Origin of the sequence: Mesorhizobium sp., from assembly GCF_017306585.1 — a bacterium.
GTDB lineage: Bacteria > Pseudomonadota > Alphaproteobacteria > Rhizobiales > Rhizobiaceae > Mesorhizobium.
Map to the genome: position 1 here is coordinate 41998 of NZ_JAFKIC010000110.1, position 18342 is coordinate 60339.

The window sequence follows — 18342 nt, forward strand, 5'->3', positions numbered from 1 at the left end:
CTCAGTTCAGGTCGCGCGGGTATTCCCGAACCTCTGTACGATCGACGACGATCTTGTCGCTGTCATGCGCGATGAGATGGGTTTCGATCCGCCAGACATCGCGCAGCGCGCGCACCGTCGCCTTGACCGAAACACGCGTCTGCCAGTCGCCCCGGCCAAAGGATTTTTCCCACGTGCAGGTGCCGACCGCCGAATTCGGATCGTCCGGGTGGATCGTGAACCGGTCGACATGCCTCGCCGAAAGCACCATGCCGGTGTGCGGATGGCGTACCGTGCCGGCGTCACTGACGACCTGGTAGACGGTCTCGCCGGTAACCTGGTCGGTCGAAACAGAGCGCTGGAAGCCGTCGCCCTTGGCAAGCACTTCCTGCTCCATGGGCGCAGCACTTTCCGCTCCCAGGAAAGCGCCGAGTGTTTCATCGACCGGCTGCGGCGCGCGCGCCGGCAGGATCAGCCGGCTGTCGCCGCAATGGATCGACAGCGTCGCCTGCTCGGCAGTGGGGAATACGATCGGCCAGTGCGATGTCGCCAGCGCCAGTCGGATGCGCTCGCCGGCCTCGAAACGCTGTCCGCAGCAGCGCAGCTTGACGCGAACCGTCTCCGCCTTGCCGGGCACCATCGGCTCGATGTCCAGGTCGCCATTGCGATGGCTGAGGTTGAGGATGCCATAGCTGACGCGCGAGGCAGCACCTTCGGGAAACACCTGCGACAGCGTGGCGGAGAGCAGGGCGACGGGCTTGTCGGACGACAGCGTCACCTCGAATTCCGGAAAACCAAGGATTTCGATCGCCTCGGTCAGCGGCGCCGTCTCGAAGATCAGCGCATTGCCTTCCTCGGTCCGCTGGTCGACCGGCAGGGTCGGCATGACGCCATAGCCGCACCAGGCGCCGGATGAGAGGCCGGCAGTCTGCGGCGAAGAAATGGTGACCACCACGTCCTCGCCCCTGGTCTGCCTCAGTTCGTGTGGCGCAAGGTTCAGTACTGTCTCGCCGATGCCCGGACCGGGCCAGGAGGGCTCGGCCACCCATCGGCCCGGGCGCTGGTCATAAATCGCCGCCGGCCGCGCGGGGTCCTGGATCCAGGCGCGCAGCATCGGTTCGTCCGCGATGCCGGTGTCGATACCCTTCAGATATTGGTCCCACCAGCGCAGGCATTCCTGCAGGAAGCCCATGCGCGGGCCGGGCATGGCGAAGTGCGGGTATTTGTGCCCCCATGGGCCGATCAGGCCCTTGCGCGGACCGGGCAGGTTTTCCAGCATCCGGAAAATCGGGTTGGGATAGCCGTCGGCCCAGCCGCCGACCGCGTAGACCGGGATTTCGACATCGGCGTAGTCCTCGCAGATCGAGCCGTGCTTGTAGAAATCGTCGCGGCGCTGGTGCTCGAACCAGTCCTGCATCCAGATGCCGTTGCCGTTCAGCCTTTGCTCCCAGAGATCGCGCCAGCGGTCGCCGACGATCAGCGGGTCTGGCGGGGTCATGGCGATCGCCCAGGCGGTGGTTCCCCACATCAGATTGTCGCACATCATCGCGCCGCCGAGATAATGCACGTCGTCATTGTAGCGGTCGTCCGTCGAGCATAGCGAGATGACGGCCTTCAGCGCCGGCGGCCGGCGGGCGGCGACCTGCAGCCCGTTGAAACCGCCCCAGCTGATGCCGATCATGCCTACGCTTCCCGAACACCAGGGTTGCGCCGCCAGCCATTCGATGACGGCCAGGCAGTCGTCCTGCTCCTGTTTCAGATACTCGCCCTTGCAGAGTCCTTCGCTGTCGCCCGAGCCGCGCATGTCGACCCGCACGCCGGCATAGCCGTGGCCGGCGAAATAGGGATGGGTCAGCGCATCGCGCTCCACCGTTCCGTCGCGCTTGCGGTAGGGCAGGTATTCGAGGATCGCCGGCACCGGATCGTTATCGGCGTCTTCCGGCAGCCAGACGCGTGCCGCGAGCTTCACGCCATCAGGCATCGGTATCCACAAATTCTCGATCTCGCGCACTTTGCGCGGGAAGTCGGTAACGACGCGGATATCTTGCATGGTGGCTCCTCTAACGCCCCGGCTGCGATCGGCGCCGGCGGTGATCCTCAGATATTCAGCGGAAAATGGCAGGTCAGCCTGGTGTCGCCGACGGTCGCCGGGACGGGAACATCCACCGCGCAGCGCGCCTGCGCCTGCTGGCAGCGCGTGTGGAATTCGCACCCGGTGGGCCGCGCCAGCAGGGACGGCACATCCGCCGGCAGCGTGATGCGCTGGTGCACTCTGTCGGGATCGGGCTCCGGATTGGCCGACAGGAGCGCTGCCGTATAGGGATGATGCGGCGCCCGGAAGATCGCCTCGGTCTCGCCCTGCTCGACGAACCGGCCGAGATACATCACCGCCATGCGGTCGGCGATCTGGCGCACGACATGCAGATTATGGGTGATTATCAGCATCGACAGGCCCATGCGGTCGCGCAGGTCGTTGAGCAGGTTGAGCACCTCGCCCTGTACCGAAACGTCGAGACCGGCGGTCGGCTCGTCGGCGACCACCAGCACGGGGTCCAGTGCGATGGCGCGCGCCACGCCGACGCGGCGAGCCTGGCCGCCGGAAAGCTGATGCGGATAACGCTCGGCGAAGTCGCGCGGCAGGCCGACCAGCGTCAGCAGCCGCGTCACTTCCGCATTGAGGTCGCGGTTGGAAAGGCCATGGATGATGAAAGGCTCCGACAGCAACGACCGCACGCTGAGCCGAGGCGACAGCGAACCGACCGGATCCTGGAACATCATCGGCATGCGCCGCCGCACCGGCTTCATCTGGGCATCGGAAAGGCCCTGCAATTCCTTTCCCTCGAACAGGATCGTGCCCGCCTTGACGGGCTGAAGGCCGTTGAGCGTGCGCGCTAGCGTCGTCTTGCCCGATCCGGATTCGCCGACCAGCGCGAAGGTCGTGCCACGCTGCAGCTCGAAGCTGACGCCGGACACCGCTTCGATCTCGGTGGCGCGTCCGGCGAGCCTTGCGGGCAGGCCGCCGACCCGGAACGAGACATGCAGGTCGCGGACGCTGAGCAGGTCTTGCGCGCTCATGCGCTCACTCCGAGCGGAATGTCGGCATGCCAGCAGCGGGCGATGTGGGAACCGCCGATGGGAGCAGCTGGAGGCACTTCAAGGCATTGCGCGTCGGCGCGGTCGCAGCGCGGCTGGAAGACGCAGCCGCTCGGCCGCCGGCGCAGGTCCGGCAAGGTTCCGGCGATTGTCGGCAGTCGCGGCACGCGCCGCGACAATCGCGCCGGATCGCAGGCGAGCAGCCTTTGCGTGTAGGGATGGCGGGCGTCGTGGAAGATTTCGCGCGTCGTGCCGCTCTCCACCACCTCGCCGGCATACATGACGATCATCTCGTCGCAGAGCTCGGCGATGACGCCCAGATGATGCGAGATGAACAACACAGAACAGCCGATTTCGCGCTGCAGGTCCTTGAGTAGTTCGATCGTAGCCACCTCCAGCGTCGCATCGAGCGCCGTCGTCGGCTCATCGGCGATCAAAAGCGCCGGCTCCATCATCAGTGCCATGGCGATGGCGATGCGCTGTTTCATGCCGCCGGAAAACTCGTGCGGAAATTGCGCCAGCCGGCTTTCCGGATCAGGGATGCGGACCTTGCGCAGCATGGCGACCGAGCGCGCGTCCTTGTCGCGTTTCGACAGGCCGGAGCGATACTGGATGTCGCGCATCTGCCGCCCCACGGACAGCACGGGGTTGAGCGCGCCCATCGGATCCTGGAACACGGTGGCGATGCGCTGGCCGCGCAGGTTCCGCATCGCGGCCGCATCGAGGCGGGCGAGGTCCTTGTCGTCTTCGAAGACGATCTCGCCGGCCGATATCTCGCCATTGTCGGCAAGCAGGCCGAGAATGGCATTGATGAGCGTGGATTTCCCGCAGCCGGATTCGCCGACCACGCCGACGCTGCGGTTGGCGGGCACGGAAAAGCTGACGTCCTTCAGCGCTTCCAGCCGGCCGCTCTCGGTGTGGAACGCAACGCTCAGATTGTTGACCGCCAGAACCGCCATCACCGCCCCTTCAGCCTGGGATCGAAGAGGTCGCGCAAGGTCTCGCCGAAGAAGGTGAAGCCGAGTGTCGTCAGCACGATCGGCAGGCCGCCGGCGATCACGATCCAGTAGGAATCGCGGATGTTGGCGAAGCCGTCATTGAGGATCGCGCCCCAGCTCGGCGTCGGCGGCCGCACGCCAAGCCCGAGGAAGCTCATGCCGGCCTCGATCGCCACCACCACGGGGATGTCCATCGACACCAGGATCAGGATCGGCCCGATGATGTTGGGCAGGATATGGACGCGCAGGATGCGGCCCGCATTTGCCCCCATCGAACGTGCCGCCATGACATGTTCGGCCGATTTGAGCACCAGCGTCTGGGTGCGGATGATGCGCGCATAGCCTGGCACGTTGACCAGCATCACCACGACAACCACCGCATAGAGCGAAGGGCCGAACAGGGTGACAAGGGTCAGCGCCAGCATCACGGTCGGAAAGCTCTTCACCGCGTCGAAGACGAGCAGCAGCACATTGTCGAGCCAGCGCGGCCCATAGCCGGCGATCAGCCCCAGCACGACGCCGACGATCAGCGACACAAGGGTCGAACCGAGCGCGATCATCAAGGCCACGCGTCCGCCATAGAGCACGCGGGTGAAGAGGTCGCGGCCGAGATGGTCGGTGCCGAGCAGATGCAGGAGGCTCGGCGAGGCGAAGCGCTCGGTCGGCGAAATCTTGCTCGGCGCGTAGCTGGTCAGCACGCCGGCGAAGATAGCCGACAGCACCACCACCGCCACCAGCGTCAGGCCGATGGCGCCGAGCGGTTCGCGCATGATGCGCCGAACGGTGCGCCACGCGCCGCCGAGGCGGTTGCCCCGGAAGGACAGCTCAGTTGAAGCTTGATCTGACACGGGGATCCAGGAGGCCGACCAGTATGTCGGCGGCTACGTTGACAAGGACGAAGAACACGGTGGTGACCAGCACGGCGCCGGAGACGATCGGGTAGTTGCGCACCGAAATCGCCTCATAGACCAGCTTGCCGATGCCGGGACGGGCGAAGACGATTTCGGCGAAGACCGAAGATGACAGCATGTGGCCGATGCCGACGCCGAGCAGCGTGATCGTCGGCAGCACGGCGATGCGCAGCGCGTAGGTGTAGATGATGCGATGCTCCGGCAGGCCGAAGGCGCGCGCGGTGCGGATATGGCTGGCCTCCAGCGTCTCCAGCATGGAGGCGCGCACCATGCGCGAGATATAGCCGATCCAGCCAAGTCCGACCGCTAGCGACGGGAGAATGAGATGCTGAAGCTGGCTGGCGATGTTTCCGGGGTCGCCGGCCCCGATCGCCGGCAGCCATTGCAGGGCCACGGCGAAAACCAGCAGCGAATAGATGGCGACGACAAAGGACGGCACCGCGATCATCGCCACCGACAGGACGCCGATCACCTGGTCGACGAAGCCGCCCCGCCGCACCGCCGCGATGCAGCCAAGCGGGATGCCGAGCGCCACAGACCATGTGATGCCGCCAACGATGAGCGCCAGCGTGAACGGCAGTTGCTCCATCACCACGTTCAGCACTGGCCGGTTGGACAGCACCTCCGTGCCGAGATCGCCATGCAGCGCCGATCCGTAGAAGTTCGCGAATTGCTTCCAGACCGGCTGATCCAGGCCCATGCGCTCGCGCAGCGCCTCCTTCATCTCCGGTGTCGCGCGCGGCCCCAGCGCCACGGAAGCGGGGTCGCCGGGGATGAGGTAAACCATGGCGAACATCATCATCAGCGCGAAGCTGATGATGATGGCGCCAAGCCACAGACGCTTGATGGCGTAGCGGATCATTTCGATACCTGCGGAAAGGGCGGGGGCTGGCCCCCGCGGGCAGACATCATGCCGGTTTGAAATCGGTGAACACGGGTTCCCCGTTCGGCTTCAGGCCGGCCGCGACGGAGTCGCGATACATGATGCCGGTGACCTCATGGGTGAGGAAGACGTAATTGCCGTTCTCCTCCATCAGGTCCTGCAGCTTCTTGTAGATGACGTCGCGCTTGGCCGGGTCGAGCTCGACCATGCCTTCGGCATTGAGCTTGTCGAATTCCTCGCTGGAAAAGCGCTCCCAGTTCCAGACGCCGATCTGGTCGCGCGTGAACCAGGCGGTCGCCCAGCTCGGGTCGGGCTGCATGGAGAAACGGCTGATGATCATCTGCAGCTTCTTCCAGTAGTCGCCTTCCTTGGCGCCGAGCGTCCAGAACGTGCCGCTGTCGTTCTGCTTGATCTCGACGTTCAGGCCGACGTCCTGCAGGTTCGACTGCACCACCTGCGCGGCGGTGAGGCGCTCGGTCTTGTTGAGGATGTCGAGCGTGATCGTGGCGCCGGCGACGCCTTCCTTGGCGAGCATGTCGCGGGCACGGTCCGGATCGAAGTCGTAGAGGTTTTTCTCGCGGTGGCCCGGGAGGCCGGGCGCGATGATGCCGGTGGCCGTGGCGGCGGCTCCGAAATAGGCGGCGTCGACCACAGCCTTGCGGTCCACGGCGTACTGAACCGCGCGGCGCACGTTCGGATTGTTGAAAGGCGCGACATCCTGGTTCATGCCGAGCCAGACAAAGGCCAGCGACGGCTTCTCCACCACCTTGGTCTTCGGCGGCGGCGTCTGCTTCAGTCGCGAGATCGAGGAGACCGCGGTCCAGGTATAGTCGAGGTCGCCCGCCTCGTAGCCGAGTTCGCCGGTCTTCTCGTCCTCGATCGGATGGATGTGGATTTCGGCGAAGCCGCCCGGCTCGTATTTCCAGTCGGGATTGCGCACCAGCACCGTGCGCTGCTTGGGCAGCCATTCCTTCAGTATGTAGGGACCGGACTGCGCGACCGGCTTGACGCCCAGCTTGCCGCCGAGTTCCGTGATGGCTTTCTTCGACAGGATGGTGCCCGACGGCGTCGGCAAGGTCGATGTCCACAGCGGCGCGAAAGCCTGCTTGAGATGGATGATGCCCGACAGCTTGTCCTTGACCTCGACCTCCTTGAGCGTCGCCCAGTCGCCGGCATAGGGGCTCTTGTTGGCAGGATCGGCGATGCGCTCGATCGAGAACTTGACGTCTTCCGCCGTCATCTGGCCGTAGCCGTCGGTGAAGCCGATATTGTCGCGCAGCTTGAAGGCGACGGTCAGCGGATCGAGCTGCGTGATCGTCTCGGCCGCCATCGGCCGCCAGCCCCAGCTGTCGCTCGGCGTGGTGACGACGAGCCCGGCGAAGATCACATTGGTGATGTCGCCCTCGGGAGCGGCCAGCCGGAAGCAGGGATCTAGCGTCTGGATGTCGGCGTAGGAACGCACTTTCAGGATCGGTCCGTCGGCCGACCAGGAGATTTTCGGATCGACCATCGAGGCAAGACCGAATGCGCCGGCCCCGGCCAGCAGGCTGCGCCGCGAAACCCTGGTATCGGTTAGAATGGACATGCTCTACCCCTCAGCTGTTTTCATTGCCGGCTTTGAATTGCTGGCCTTCACGGGCCGCGCCGAATTTATCGGTCGGCTAAAACTGCTAGGTATAGACATACATGTCTAGCGAAAATTTTGCTGGCATGACTGAATCTTGGATACGGCCGGTCTTGCGCAAAATCCGCAGATCCGATCCGCCTTTACCGGCGTCTGGCGGAACGCGCTGAAACAGGACGCCTGCCGACGCCGGGGCGGCCCGCCATCCGCCGCGGGCTGGATCAACGGCCCAACAGGTACGCGTTGTCCGCTACCTCCAGATTTCAGCGGCGAGCCGCATGAAATTGCCGCCCATGATATCGCGCACCGCGCCCTCCGATTGGCCACGGCGCAGCAGCACCTCGGCCAGTTCGCGCATCTGGCCGGGAGCCGAGTAGGTCGTCGCGCCCTCCGGATATTCGTTCTTCGGCCAGAACTGCGGATTGTCGGAGATGATGCGGTCGATGCCCTTGACGTCGACCGGGAAGGCGTAATCCAGGCCGATGCCGACATGGCGCGGGCCGATCAGGTCGACGAGGTAGTCGATGTGATCCGCCAGCCTTTCGGAATCCGTCCGGTTCTCGCCCAGGAACCTGTTCAGCCCGACGATCGCGACGATGCCGCCAGTGCGCGCGCAGGCCTTGATCTGATCGTCGGTGATGTTGCGGCCATGGCCGCAAAGCGCCTTGGGATTGGAATGCGAGAAGATCACCGGGCGGTTGGAATACTCCATGACCTCCATCGAGGTGCGGTAGCCGGTGTGGGTGACGTCGACGAACATGCCGAGACGGTTCATCTCGTCGATGACCTCGCGGCCGAACGCCGTCAGGCCGGTTTCGACATCGTGGCAACCGCCGCCGGCGAGATTGTTCCTGTTGTAGGCGAACAGGATCTGGCGCACGCCGAGCTGGTGGTAGAACTCCACCATCTCGATGCGGCCGTCGAGCGCGTTCATGCCTTCGATGTCGAAGGTGATCGCGAGCTTGCCCTCCGCCTTGGCCTTGCGGATTTCGGCGACCGAGGAGACCAGCTTGTAGTGCTGGGGATTGGCGAGAACCCAGTGGCGGAAGTTGGCGAGCGTCCGGACCGTCTGCTCCCAGGGCAGCAGGTCGAAGCCGACGTCGATCGACAGATAATCGATGCCCGCATCCCGCCAGATCTGCAGATTGTTCAGGTCCGCTGCCGGGTCGGGCATGAAGCCGGAATGCGCATCCCATATGATTTCGCTGTCGAAAATGGCCCGGGCGGTATTTGAAACGTCCACTTTTTCCTCGCTCTCTCGGCAATGCGAGCGCCACGAATGCCGGATCAAAGGGGCGTTTCGGACGCTCGAACCAGATGCAGTGCGTATCAACTATCAGGCCACAGACACATGTGTCTAGACAGCTGCCGTTGAGCCTGTATGGTCGCCGTCGCTGCTGTCGGGAGGTGGCCGCTGCTCCGCCGAGGGGATGCGCGGCGGGTCTGCAACGCTTATTGCGAGGGGTATCCGATGCAACGGGATTTTCGCTCGTCGACGGAATTCGAAGCCGCTCATCGGTTCTACAGCGCCCTTCTTGGCGCCCCCGGCCATGTCTTCGGTGGTCGCTCGCTATGCGGCCACCAGCGCGATGGGCAACGTTATTTCATCGGCCAGAGTTTCGAAGGACCGATCGAGGCCGGACCGAGCAGCAGGCTCTACCAGGTAGAGCGGGGCGGCGCGCTTGAGCGGCTGAGCGAAAGGGAGGCGCGTCAGATACGGCTGTCTCCCGAAGGCAAGTTGCTGGCATTCGCATGCCAGGGTGACAGCCCGGCGATGGACCTGATCGAGATAAGGTCGCACGGCGCCGTCGTCGCCAGCACCACCTTGAGCGGGCGCATCGAACAGATCGACTGGTCGCCCGATGGCGGGAAACTTCTCGTGGTGGTTGCCGGCACTGCCGCCGACCTCGCCGGCATCCATGGCGGCTATGCCCAGAAGCAAAGCCCGGAAGCAGCGGCGTGGCTGCCGCAGGTGCAACTGGGCGAGGGCGACGATTTGTGGCGTCGCATTTGGGTCTGGGATCTTGAAGGTGCCGCGCGGCCGCTCACCGCGCCGCCCCTCAATGTCTGGGAAGCGAGCTGGTGCGGCCATGACCGCATTGCGGCATTGGTCAGCGATGACCACGGCGAAGGAAGCTGGTATCGGGCGCGCCTTGCGCTGGTCGACGCCGCCTCCGGCGCCGCAAGAACCATCCACACGCCGAACGATCAGATCGGCTGCATCCGGGGCAGCCCCGGCGAAGCCGAGGTCGCCTTCATCCAGGCGTTCTGCAGCGATCGTGGCCTGGTCGCCGGCCTGCTTTCGATCCTCGATCTGAAAACAGGGAAAGTCGCGATCGCCGAAACATTGGGCGTCGACGTCACGTCGGTCGAATGGCGTTCGGCAACCACGATCCATTTTGCCGGCGCCCGTGGTCCTGAGACGGTGAGCGGCGATTTCGCGGTCGGTGAGGCGACCGCCACGCAACATTGGGCGTCGCGCGAACTGACTCACGGCGAGTGGGTGCCGGCTTCTCACCCGATCGGAGAAAAGGGGGCGTTGTTTATCGCCGAGTCCTGGTCGCGCGCGCCGTTCCTGGCCGAAGAAACGGGTGGCGAGATCATCGAGCTGGCTTCGCTGGCGGCCCCCGATGCCGCCAAGGCGATGGCGCGGTGCGGCGCCGTCGAGGTCTTCGAATGGACCGCGCCGGCCGGGCTCGATATCCAGGGCTGGCTGGTGCGTCCCGCCGCTGCGAACGCTCCGACGCCGCTGCTGGTCGACGTGCATGGCGGGCCGGTTTCGGCGCATCGCAACCGCTGGCTCGGCCGCTCGCGCGCGGGCGCTATTCTTGCCAGCCGCGGCTGGACGGTTCTGTTTCCGAACCCGCGCGGCAGCACGGGGCGAGGCGACGGTTTTGCCCGTGCGGTCAAAGGCGACATGGGCGGCGCGGACGCGCAGGATATCATCAGCGGAGTTGACGCCTTGATCCGGCAAGGCCTGGTCGATGCCGCGCGCGTCGCCGTCACCGGCACCAGCTATGGCGGGTTCATGTCGGCCTGGCTGCCCTCGCAAACCGACCGCTTCGCCGTAGCGGTGCCGATCTCTCCGGTCGGCGACTGGTACAGCCAGCACCGCACGTCGCAAATTCCAGAATTCGACGAGATCATGCTGACGACGTCGCCATGGCAATCCGGCGGCGACTATTTCTCGCGCAGCCCGGCCTTTCACAAGCATAAGAAAGCCGTACCCTCCCTGATCATGGCTGGCGGCATCGACAAGAGCACGCCGCCGGGGCAGGCGGAAGAATGCCATTTCGCGGCTCTGAGGTCCGGAGCGCCAAGCGCTCTCCTGGTCTATCCGAACGCCGGCCACAGCCTGCGCGGCTACCCCGAATACATCGACACTGCCGCGCGCATCTTGTGGTGGTTGGAAAAGTATATCGCCAAAGCCGGCGAGAGCGGGCCATCGCAGAAGAAGGAGGAACAGCAAAGATGAGCGCAAACGGCAACCACGGCGCGGACAACCGGCATATCGCCGTGATCGGCGGCGGCATCATCGGCTGCAGCGCGGCTGTTCACCTTTTGCGGTGCGGTGTGCGGCAGGTGACGGTCATCGATGCGGGCCAGCCCGGAGCGGCGACCACCGGCGCCGGCGCGGGTTTCGTCTCCCACTGGTCCGCGGGCATGATCCCGCTTGGCGAGGAAGGGTTCCAACTGCAGCAATATGGCCTCGATTTCTATCGCCGGCTGCACGATGTCGGCGTCGAGATCGGCTACCGGCCGAACGGCACGCTGATCATGGCGCTGACCGAGGATGGACGCGAGCACTTCGTTCGCCCGGTCCTGGAGTCTCCTCATGCACCGCCCGAAATGCAGGACCTGAACGCCGCGCAGATCGGGCAGAAGATGCAGGGCCTCATCGATCCGGCGCGGGTTCACTCGGCGGCCTACAACCCGCACGGCATCCAGGTCGATACCTCGCTTGCCATGAAGGTGCTGACCGGCCAGATCCGCGAGCTCGGCGGCGTCTTCCGAAATGACACCCGCGTTACCGCCATTCACGACACGGGCGATCGGGTGACGATCGAAACCGACAAGGGCCCTATCGAGGCCGATGGCGCGATCGCCGCCGCCGGCGCCTGGAACAACGAGGTGATTTCAACCCTTGGCTGGCGGCTGCCGCTGTTGCGGGTCGTGGCGACGCGCATCGTTACCGATGACAGGGGCCTGCCCTCGACGATCCCGACCGTCCAGTGCCGCGAGCTGCGGCTGTGGCTGCGCGAGACCTTCGGCGCCGTCATGTGGGGCACGGGCCGGCACTACAAGCCCCTCTACAAGACCGGCGACAGCGAGATCGAGCCGGGCCAGCCGCACAATATCGACCTGATGCGTGAGACCTTCGACGAGGAAATCGCCGAACTCCAGACCGTCTTCCCGCCGCTGCGCGGCTCGAAGCTCGCGAGCTGGGCGCAAGGCGTGCCGTGCTACACGCCCGACAACGGCCTTGTCGTCGGCAAGGTGCCCGGCAGCGACAACGTCGTCGTCGCCGGCGGCGACAATGAGAGCGGCGTAACCCATGGTCCTGGGCTCGGCCGGCTGGCGTCGGAACTGATGCTCGGACAGCAGCCATTCGTCGCCCCGGCACGGTTCCGTGTCGAGCGCTACGCATCCGACGCCTTCGGATCGGAAGCCGAGGTCGAGGCCGCCATGCCGGCCTGGGGCGCTCGTCATGACGCGTCGCGGTTCGGCCGCGACGCCTGATCCTTCAAGAGGCGCCGACGCTGCAGAGCAGCGCCTGTGCCACCGTCCTGACCGTCGGACCGGCATTCCTTCTCGTCACGATGTGGAAGGAGCCGGCGTGACGGCGTGATGTTCGTGTCAGCCGCACGAGCTGGCCAAGCCGAAGATGCTCGTCGGCGAAGCCTGCCCAGGCAAGGGCGGCGCCGCGTCCGGCGATGGTCTCGTGTATCATCGACATGTAGCTGGTGAACCTCGGTCCTTCGAGCTTCCGGCCGGTTCCGATCCAGGATTGCCAGCTGTCGATCGCTCCCGGCGGCGTCGCCTGGTGCAGCAGCGGCACGTCGAGGAAAGCCTCGGGCTGTTCCGATGCAAGCGCGGGGTAGCGCGCCAGGAAGGCCGGCGCGCAGACCGGGAACCACTCGCCGTCGAACAGCTTCTCGGCAATGAGATCGGGCCACTGCTCGGCCTCGCCGAAGCGGATCGAAAGGGCCACTTCCGGCTGGTCGAAATCCCGGTAGTCGTTCGATGTCTGCAGCAGCACCCGGCCGTTCGCCACAAGCGAGGTGACGAGGCCGAAGCGTGGCATCAGCCACGCCTGCGCGAGATCGTGGCTGCAGCCGACGACAAACGTGTCGCTGTCGCGCTCGGTCAATTCCTCTACAGCCCGCCTGATGGTGGTGAGGCCCTCACGGATCGCTTCGGCCAGGGCCATGCCGGCTCCGGTGATGGCGACACGGTTACCCTGGCGCGTGAACAACTCGACCGAAAGTTGCCTCTCGAGATTGGCAACGTGACGACTGACCGCCGATTGCGCGATGTTGAGTTCCTGTGCGGCAGGCGTCAGCCCGCCATGCCGCGCGGCGGCCTCGAAGACGACCATGGCGTTCAGAAGCGGCAGCGATGTCTTGAGTGTCTTCATGGCCGACTTTCATGCTTTTTCGATATGAAGCTCTATCATTTCTGTATTTGCCGCAAGCACTTCCGCATCGCAAACTCTATCGAAACATCATTATAGCGCCAGCGTGCAGAAAGGTGTTCGCCGTGCAGGCCTACACACAGAACAGCCAGCCAATCGACAGGAACGACATCGTCAGGCTGATAGACCGGCAGCGTCAGGACTGGTCGCTGGAACAGGCTTTCTATACCGACCCCGCCATCTTCGCGATGGAACGGGAACTGTGGTTTCCGCGCCAGTGGGTGCTTGTCGCCCATGCCAGCGAGGTGCCCGAGAAGGGGCGCTATATCGTGCGCCAACTGTTCGACGAGGAGATCATCGTCGTGCGTTTCGGCGACGGCGAGGAGGACATCGCCGCCTATTACAATGTCTGCACTCATCGCGGTTCGCGGCTGTGCACCAAGGACGGGCGCGGCAAGCTCCTGGTCTGCCCCTATCACGCCTGGTCGTTCAGGCTGACCGGCGAGTTACAGTCGCGGCAGGACCTGCCGCCAAGCGTCGATCCCGAGGCGCTCGGGCTGCATCGCGTGCCGTCAAAATGCTTCGGCGGGCTCGTGCTCTGCGGCCTCGATGCCAGGTCCCTACCAGACATACAGCCTGTCGCGGACGGGCTGACCAGCGGATTGCTGGAGAACGGCCTCGATCGCGCGCGCATCGTCGCGCGCAAGAACTACCTGACCAAGGCGAACTGGAAGCTGGTGCTGGAAAATTTCCTCGAATGCTACCACTGCCGGCCGGCGCATCCCGAATATTACCGGGTCAACGGCCATGTCAAAGTCACCGCGACCCGCGACGCCGACAAGGCGGTCGAGTGGAAGGAAGAGATCGAGGCCTGGCACAGCGTTATCGGCGATGCCGAATTCCACAAGGGCGCGTGGCAGCCGGGCGACCTCGACACCATGCCGTTCGCCATGCATCGCAAGCCGATCGGCTCGGGCCGCAAGACCCTGTCCGACACCGGCGAGGCGGTGTCCTGCCTGATGGGCGGCCGCAACGCCTATGATGGCGGCGAAAGCGGTTTCCGCATAGGCAGGCTGTCCTTCGCCAGTGCCGCCAACGACTATGTCACCCTGTTCCAGATGATACCGCGCAACGCCATGGAGACCGACGTCATCCTGACCTGGCTCGTCGACAGGGATGCCGATCAGGGCGTCGATGCCGACGCCATCAGCTGGATGTGGGACGTCACCACCGTGCAGGACAAGAAGATCACCGAGGACAATGCCGACGGCATCCTGTCGCGCGCCTACCGGCCGGGTCCCTACACGCCGCTGGAGAGCCAGACCTCGTTCTTCGTGCAGACCTATCTGTCGGAGCTGCGCTCGCTGGTCACCGGCACGCGCGGTGCTCCCCCCAGCCAGTGGTCCGCGCCGGCGCAGCTCTTCGCATCGCCGAAGGCGGCGGGCTGCGACACGCGCCTTTGATGCCTGGTCGTGGATCGCCTCTTTGAGACGCCGCGTTCCGATGCCATATGAAGATGGCTGCCATATAGAGATGGCTGGCGGAATGCGCATCGCAGGAGAGACGGTTCATGACCAAGGGTTCGGATCTGTTCGTGGCGGCCCTGGAGAATGAAGGGGTCGACCGGATCTTCGGTATTCCCGGCGAAGAGAATCTCGACATTGTCGAATCGATCCGCCGCTCCTCGATCCAGCTGATCCTGACCCGTCACGAACAGGCGGCGGCCTTCATGGCCGCCACCTATGGCAGGCTCACCGGCAAGCCCGGCGTGTGCATCACCACGCTCGGGCCTGGCGCGCTCAATCTGACGACGGGTGCCGCATACGCGCTGCTCGGCGCCATGCCGATGATCATGCTCACCGGTCAGAAGGGCATATTGTCGTCCCGGCAGGCGCGCTTCCAGATCGTCGACATCGTCGCGGCGATGAAGCCGCTGACCAAGCTGTCGCGCCAGATCGTCTCGCCCAGGATGATCCCCTCGCTGGTGCGCGAAGCCTTCCGCGTCGCGCAGGAGGAGCGCCCGGGTCCCGTGCATCTGGAACTGCCGGAAGATATCGCCGCGGCGGAGTGCGAACCGGTCGCGCTGGTGCCGACGCATCCGGTCGACCTGCCGATCGCCGGCGCGGACGCGCTCGACCGCGCCGCCCGCATGGTGATGGAGGCCAAGCGTCCGCTGCTCATGTTCGGCGCCGCCGCGTCGCGCCCGCGTGTGACCCCCGACATCGCCCAATTCGTGCTGCGCACGCAGATCCCCTATTTCACCACGCAGATGGGCAAGGGCACGGTGCCCGGCGGCACCGAGCTCTACATGGGTACGGCAGCTCTTTCGGAGCGCGACTATGTCCATGAGGCGATTGAACAGGCCGACCTGATCATCACCATAGGCCATGACACCGTCGAGAAGCCGCCCTTCATCATGGGCCCCAACGGCCCCAAGGTCATCCATGTCGGTTACCACTCGGCCGATGTGGAGCAGGTCTATTTTCCGCAGGCCGAAATTGTCGGCGACCTCGGTCCTTCGCTGGCGCTGCTGGCCGACCGCGTCGAAGGCAGGATACCCAACGCGCAGGCCCTGCTGCCGCTGCGGGAGGGCATATTGAGCCGCATCGCCGCGCGCGCCACGGAGGACCGCTTCACCCCGCAGCGCATCGTGCATGACGTGCGCGCGGTGATGCCGGCCGACGGCATACTGGCGCTCGACAACGGCATGTACAAGATCTGGTTCGCGCGCAACTACCGCACGCGTATGGCAAACACGCTGCTGCTCGATAATGCGCTGGCCACCATGGGGGCTGGCCTGCCATCGGCGATGATGGCGGCACTGCTCTATCCCAGGCGCCGCGTCATGGCCATCTGCGGCGATGGCGGCTTCATGATGAACAGCCAGGAACTGGAGACGGCGGTCCGGCTGAAGCTCAACCTGGTCGTCCTTCTTCTAGAAGACAACGCTTACGGCATGATCCGCTGGAAGCAGGCGGTCGACGAATTCCCGGATTTCGGCATGACCTTCCGCAATCCGGATTTCGTCAAATATGCGGAAGCTTATGGCGCCAAGGGAACCAGGGTCGGCGAGATCGGCGAATTGCGGCCGGCGCTGGAACAGGCCTTCACCGGCGGCGGCGTGCATCTCGTCGTCGTGCCCATCGATTATTCCGAAAACACGCGGGTGCTTGTCGACGAACTGCGCGCGCGGCTGCCGGCACCCCAAACGCCTTGAAGGCAGCGCGAACTGACGGCGGCATTGCCGCCGTCAGGAGTGGCCGAATCTACAGCTTGCAGTAGGGCGTGACCGGCGCGATGGTGCCGAAATCCTTGACGATCTCATAGCTGATGCCATCCGCCGCCGCCTTGCCGACATAGGAATGGCAAAGCGTGTGGTTGTTGCTGGCATCGACACGGATCTTGCCCTGCGGCGCGTCGAACTCGATGGTCGGCAGCGCCTTCAGCACATCGTCATCCTTCAGCGAACCGGCCTTCTCGGCGGCCAAAGCGTAGAGATGCAGGCCGTTATAGCCCGCCTCGCCGATACCGTTGACCATCTTTTCCTGGCCGAACTTTTCGCGGAAGCTCGAGATGAACTTCTTGTTGACCGGATTGTCGAGCGCCATCCAGTAGGGCTGCGGCGCATAGGTGCCGGCCGCGACGCCCGGCGGCAGCGCGTCCTTGTTGAAGACCTCGTCGAGCGGCGCGATCAGCGGCTGCTTGACGTCGAAGCTGCGATACTGCTTGAGCTGCGTGACGGCGTCGTTGCCGACAACCATCGACCAGACGACATCGGGCTTCAGCGACTTGATCTTCTGGAAGGCCGGGCCGAAATCGGTGGTGCCGAACGGGTAGTAGTCGGCGCCGACGATCTTGCCGCCGGCCTTCTCGTAGGCTGCCGTGATCGCTTCGGTCATCTTCTGCGGCCAGGCATAGTCCGACGCCATGATGTAGATGGTCTTGCCGAGATTCTCGGCCACCCAGGGCATCATCGGGTCGACCTGCTGCATCGGGATCGGGCCGGTGGCGACGAAGTAGCGGTTGCATTCGCCGCCTTCGAAGTTCGTCGGGTAGAAGAACAGCTTCTTGGCCTTGGAGGTGACCGACAGCGTGGCGCTGCGCTCGGGCGAAATGATCGTACCCATGATCACGTCGACCTTGTCCTCGTTGAGCAGCTTGCGGGCCTTGTCGATCGAACCCTTGGTCGTGGTCTGGTTGTCCTCGATGAACAATTCGACCTGGCGTCCGCCAATGCCGTTGGCGGCGTTGAGTTCGGCGGCGGCGAGCTTGTAGCAGTTGAGCAGCGTCTCGCCGAGGATCGCCTGCAGGCCGGTGATCGGGATCGACAGGCCAACCTTGACGGTGTCGGCGGCGCGCAGGATCGACGGTGCGCCCACCATGGCGAAGGCGGCCGCGGCGCCGCCGGATTTCAGTACAGTTCTTCTGCTTATCATTGTTGTGTTCCCTTCCAATCCCAGACGCGCCCCATGCGCGCCTTACAAAGTCAACAGGTTCCAGGCGCGCCGGGCGCGCCTCATAGGGCCAACAGGTCCTTGAGCAGGTTCTCGTCGGCGAATGCTTCCGGCGTGCCCTCGTGCACGATCCTGCCTTTCTCCATCACCAGGCAGCGGTCCGCCGCCTTGAGGACGAGATCGAGATTCTGTTCGACAAGGATGATCGCGATGCCGCGCTCGCGGGCGATGCGCGGAACCAGTTCGGCGATCGACTGCACGATGTTCGGCTGGATGCCTTCCGATGGCTCGTCGAGAAGCAGCGCGGACGGCAAGCCGCACAGCGCGCGCCCGATCGCCAGCATCTGCTGCTGGCCGCCCGAGAGCGTGCCGGCGACCTGCGCTTCGCGTTCGCGCAAGATCGGGAAATAGCCGAAGATATCGGCCGGAATGCCGCCATCGCCACGGTCGCGAGCGGCCCGGGTGCCGACTTCGAGGTTCTGGCGAACGGTGAGCTGGTTGAAGATGCCGCGCCCCTGCGGCACATGGGCGATGCCGGCCCGCGCGCGGCGGAAGGCCGGCGCGTTGGTAAGGTTCAGGTCGCCAAGCACCACGGCGCCACCGCTCACCTTCAAGCCGCCGGCGATGACCCGCAGCAGCGTCGTCTTGCCGGCGCCGTTGCGGCCGAGCAGGCCGACGACTTCGCCCGGGGATACGCTGAGGTCTACACCGTTAAGCACCGGGAGCACGCCGTAGCCGGCCGAGACCGCCATTGTTCGCAGCATG

The 18342-nt window shown here is 64.9% G+C and carries 14 protein-coding genes; 4 read left to right on the forward strand and 10 right to left on the reverse strand.

The annotated features are described in order from the left end of the window. Position 1: 1 nt before the first annotated feature. The 7 genes from J0I79_RS05975 to J0I79_RS06005 form a co-directional block, all read right to left on the reverse strand. Positions 2-2029 (reverse strand): CocE/NonD family hydrolase, encoded by a 2028-nt coding sequence (locus J0I79_RS05975; RefSeq protein WP_292855690.1) that lies wholly within the window; start codon positions 2027-2029, stop codon positions 2-4. A gap of 47 nt (positions 2030-2076) precedes the next feature. After that, positions 2077-3054 (reverse strand): ABC transporter ATP-binding protein, encoded by a 978-nt coding sequence (locus tag J0I79_RS05980; protein WP_292855691.1) that lies wholly within the window; start codon positions 3052-3054, stop codon positions 2077-2079. Beyond that, positions 3051-4031 (reverse strand): ABC transporter ATP-binding protein, encoded by a 981-nt coding sequence (locus J0I79_RS05985; protein WP_292855692.1) that lies wholly within the window; start codon positions 4029-4031, stop codon positions 3051-3053. Before J0I79_RS05985 ends, J0I79_RS05980 begins: the two co-directional genes overlap by 4 nt. Then, positions 4031-4918, reverse strand: coding sequence for an ABC transporter permease (locus J0I79_RS05990; RefSeq protein WP_366013861.1), 888 nt, complete (start codon positions 4916-4918; stop codon positions 4031-4033). Before J0I79_RS05990 ends, J0I79_RS05985 begins: the two co-directional genes overlap by 1 nt. Further along, a complete protein-coding gene (locus tag J0I79_RS05995) occupies positions 4896-5843 on the reverse strand; it encodes an ABC transporter permease (protein WP_292855694.1) in 948 nt (315 codons plus the stop codon). Before J0I79_RS05995 ends, J0I79_RS05990 begins: the two co-directional genes overlap by 23 nt. 46 nt (positions 5844-5889) lie before the next feature. Continuing rightward, entirely contained in the window at positions 5890-7449 is a 1560-nt protein-coding gene (locus J0I79_RS06000) for an ABC transporter substrate-binding protein (RefSeq protein WP_292855695.1), read from the reverse strand. A 289-nt stretch (positions 7450-7738) separates the two neighbouring features. Further along, positions 7739-8731 (reverse strand): membrane dipeptidase, encoded by a 993-nt coding sequence (locus J0I79_RS06005; protein WP_292855696.1) that lies wholly within the window; start codon positions 8729-8731, stop codon positions 7739-7741. Between the two features lie 228 nt (positions 8732-8959). Between J0I79_RS06005 and J0I79_RS06010 the strand changes: the two genes are divergently transcribed. Further along, entirely contained in the window at positions 8960-10963 is a 2004-nt protein-coding gene (locus J0I79_RS06010; protein WP_292855697.1) for a prolyl oligopeptidase family serine peptidase, read from the forward strand. Continuing rightward, the gene (locus tag J0I79_RS06015; RefSeq protein ID WP_292855698.1) at positions 10960-12228 is read left to right on the forward strand and encodes an FAD-binding oxidoreductase; all 1269 of its coding nucleotides are present in this window, start codon (positions 10960-10962) and stop codon (positions 12226-12228) included. The genes J0I79_RS06010 and J0I79_RS06015 overlap by 4 nt, the downstream gene beginning before the upstream one ends. Before the next feature lie 4 nt (positions 12229-12232). On the opposite strand, the gene J0I79_RS06020 is transcribed toward J0I79_RS06015, so the two are convergent. Continuing rightward, on the reverse strand, positions 12233-13126 hold the full coding sequence (locus tag J0I79_RS06020) for a LysR family transcriptional regulator (RefSeq protein WP_292855699.1): 894 nt from the start codon (positions 13124-13126) through the stop codon (positions 12233-12235). A gap of 122 nt (positions 13127-13248) precedes the next feature. On the opposite strand from J0I79_RS06020, the gene J0I79_RS06025 reads away from it, so the two are divergent. Together J0I79_RS06025 and J0I79_RS06030 are read left to right on the forward strand one after the other, a co-directional pair. After that, entirely contained in the window at positions 13249-14586 is a 1338-nt protein-coding gene (locus J0I79_RS06025) for an aromatic ring-hydroxylating dioxygenase subunit alpha (protein ID WP_292855700.1), read from the forward strand. Positions 14587-14693: 107 nt separating this feature from the next. Beyond that, positions 14694-16340, forward strand: coding sequence for an acetolactate synthase large subunit (locus tag J0I79_RS06030; RefSeq protein WP_292855701.1), 1647 nt, complete (start codon positions 14694-14696; stop codon positions 16338-16340). 49 nt (positions 16341-16389) lie between these two features. On the opposite strand, the gene J0I79_RS06035 is transcribed toward J0I79_RS06030, so the two are convergent. Next, complete coding sequence (locus J0I79_RS06035) at positions 16390-17559, reverse strand: substrate-binding protein (protein ID WP_292855702.1); 1170 nt, start codon at positions 17557-17559, stop codon at positions 16390-16392. Positions 17560-17639: 80 nt separating this feature from the next. Beyond that, positions 17640-18341, reverse strand: coding sequence for an ABC transporter ATP-binding protein (locus J0I79_RS06040; RefSeq protein WP_292855703.1), 702 nt, complete (start codon positions 18339-18341; stop codon positions 17640-17642). Between the last annotated feature and the right edge of the window lies 1 nt (position 18342).

Coding starts and splice junctions, on each gene's coding strand:
- J0I79_RS05975 (WP_292855690.1), bottom strand. CDS start 2,029: ATGCAAGATATCCGCGTCGTTACCGACTTCCCGCGCAAAGTGCGCGAG.
- J0I79_RS05980 (WP_292855691.1), bottom strand. CDS start 3,054: ATGAGCGCGCAAGACCTGCTCAGCGTCCGCGACCTGCATGTCTCGTTC.
- J0I79_RS05985 (WP_292855692.1), bottom strand. CDS start 4,031: ATGGCGGTTCTGGCGGTCAACAATCTGAGCGTTGCGTTCCACACCGAG.
- J0I79_RS05995 (WP_292855694.1), bottom strand. CDS start 5,843: ATGATCCGCTACGCCATCAAGCGTCTGTGGCTTGGCGCCATCATCATC.
- J0I79_RS06000 (WP_292855695.1), bottom strand. CDS start 7,449: ATGTCCATTCTAACCGATACCAGGGTTTCGCGGCGCAGCCTGCTGGCC.
- J0I79_RS06010 (WP_292855697.1), top strand. CDS start 8,960: ATGCAACGGGATTTTCGCTCGTCGACGGAATTCGAAGCCGCTCATCGG.
- J0I79_RS06015 (WP_292855698.1), top strand. CDS start 10,960: ATGAGCGCAAACGGCAACCACGGCGCGGACAACCGGCATATCGCCGTG.
- J0I79_RS06020 (WP_292855699.1), bottom strand. CDS start 13,126: ATGAAGACACTCAAGACATCGCTGCCGCTTCTGAACGCCATGGTCGTC.
- J0I79_RS06030 (WP_292855701.1), top strand. CDS start 14,694: ATGACCAAGGGTTCGGATCTGTTCGTGGCGGCCCTGGAGAATGAAGGG.
- J0I79_RS06035 (WP_292855702.1), bottom strand. CDS start 17,559: ATGATAAGCAGAAGAACTGTACTGAAATCCGGCGGCGCCGCGGCCGCC.
- J0I79_RS06040 (WP_292855703.1), bottom strand. CDS start 18,341: ATGCTGCGAACAATGGCGGTCTCGGCCGGCTACGGCGTGCTCCCGGTG.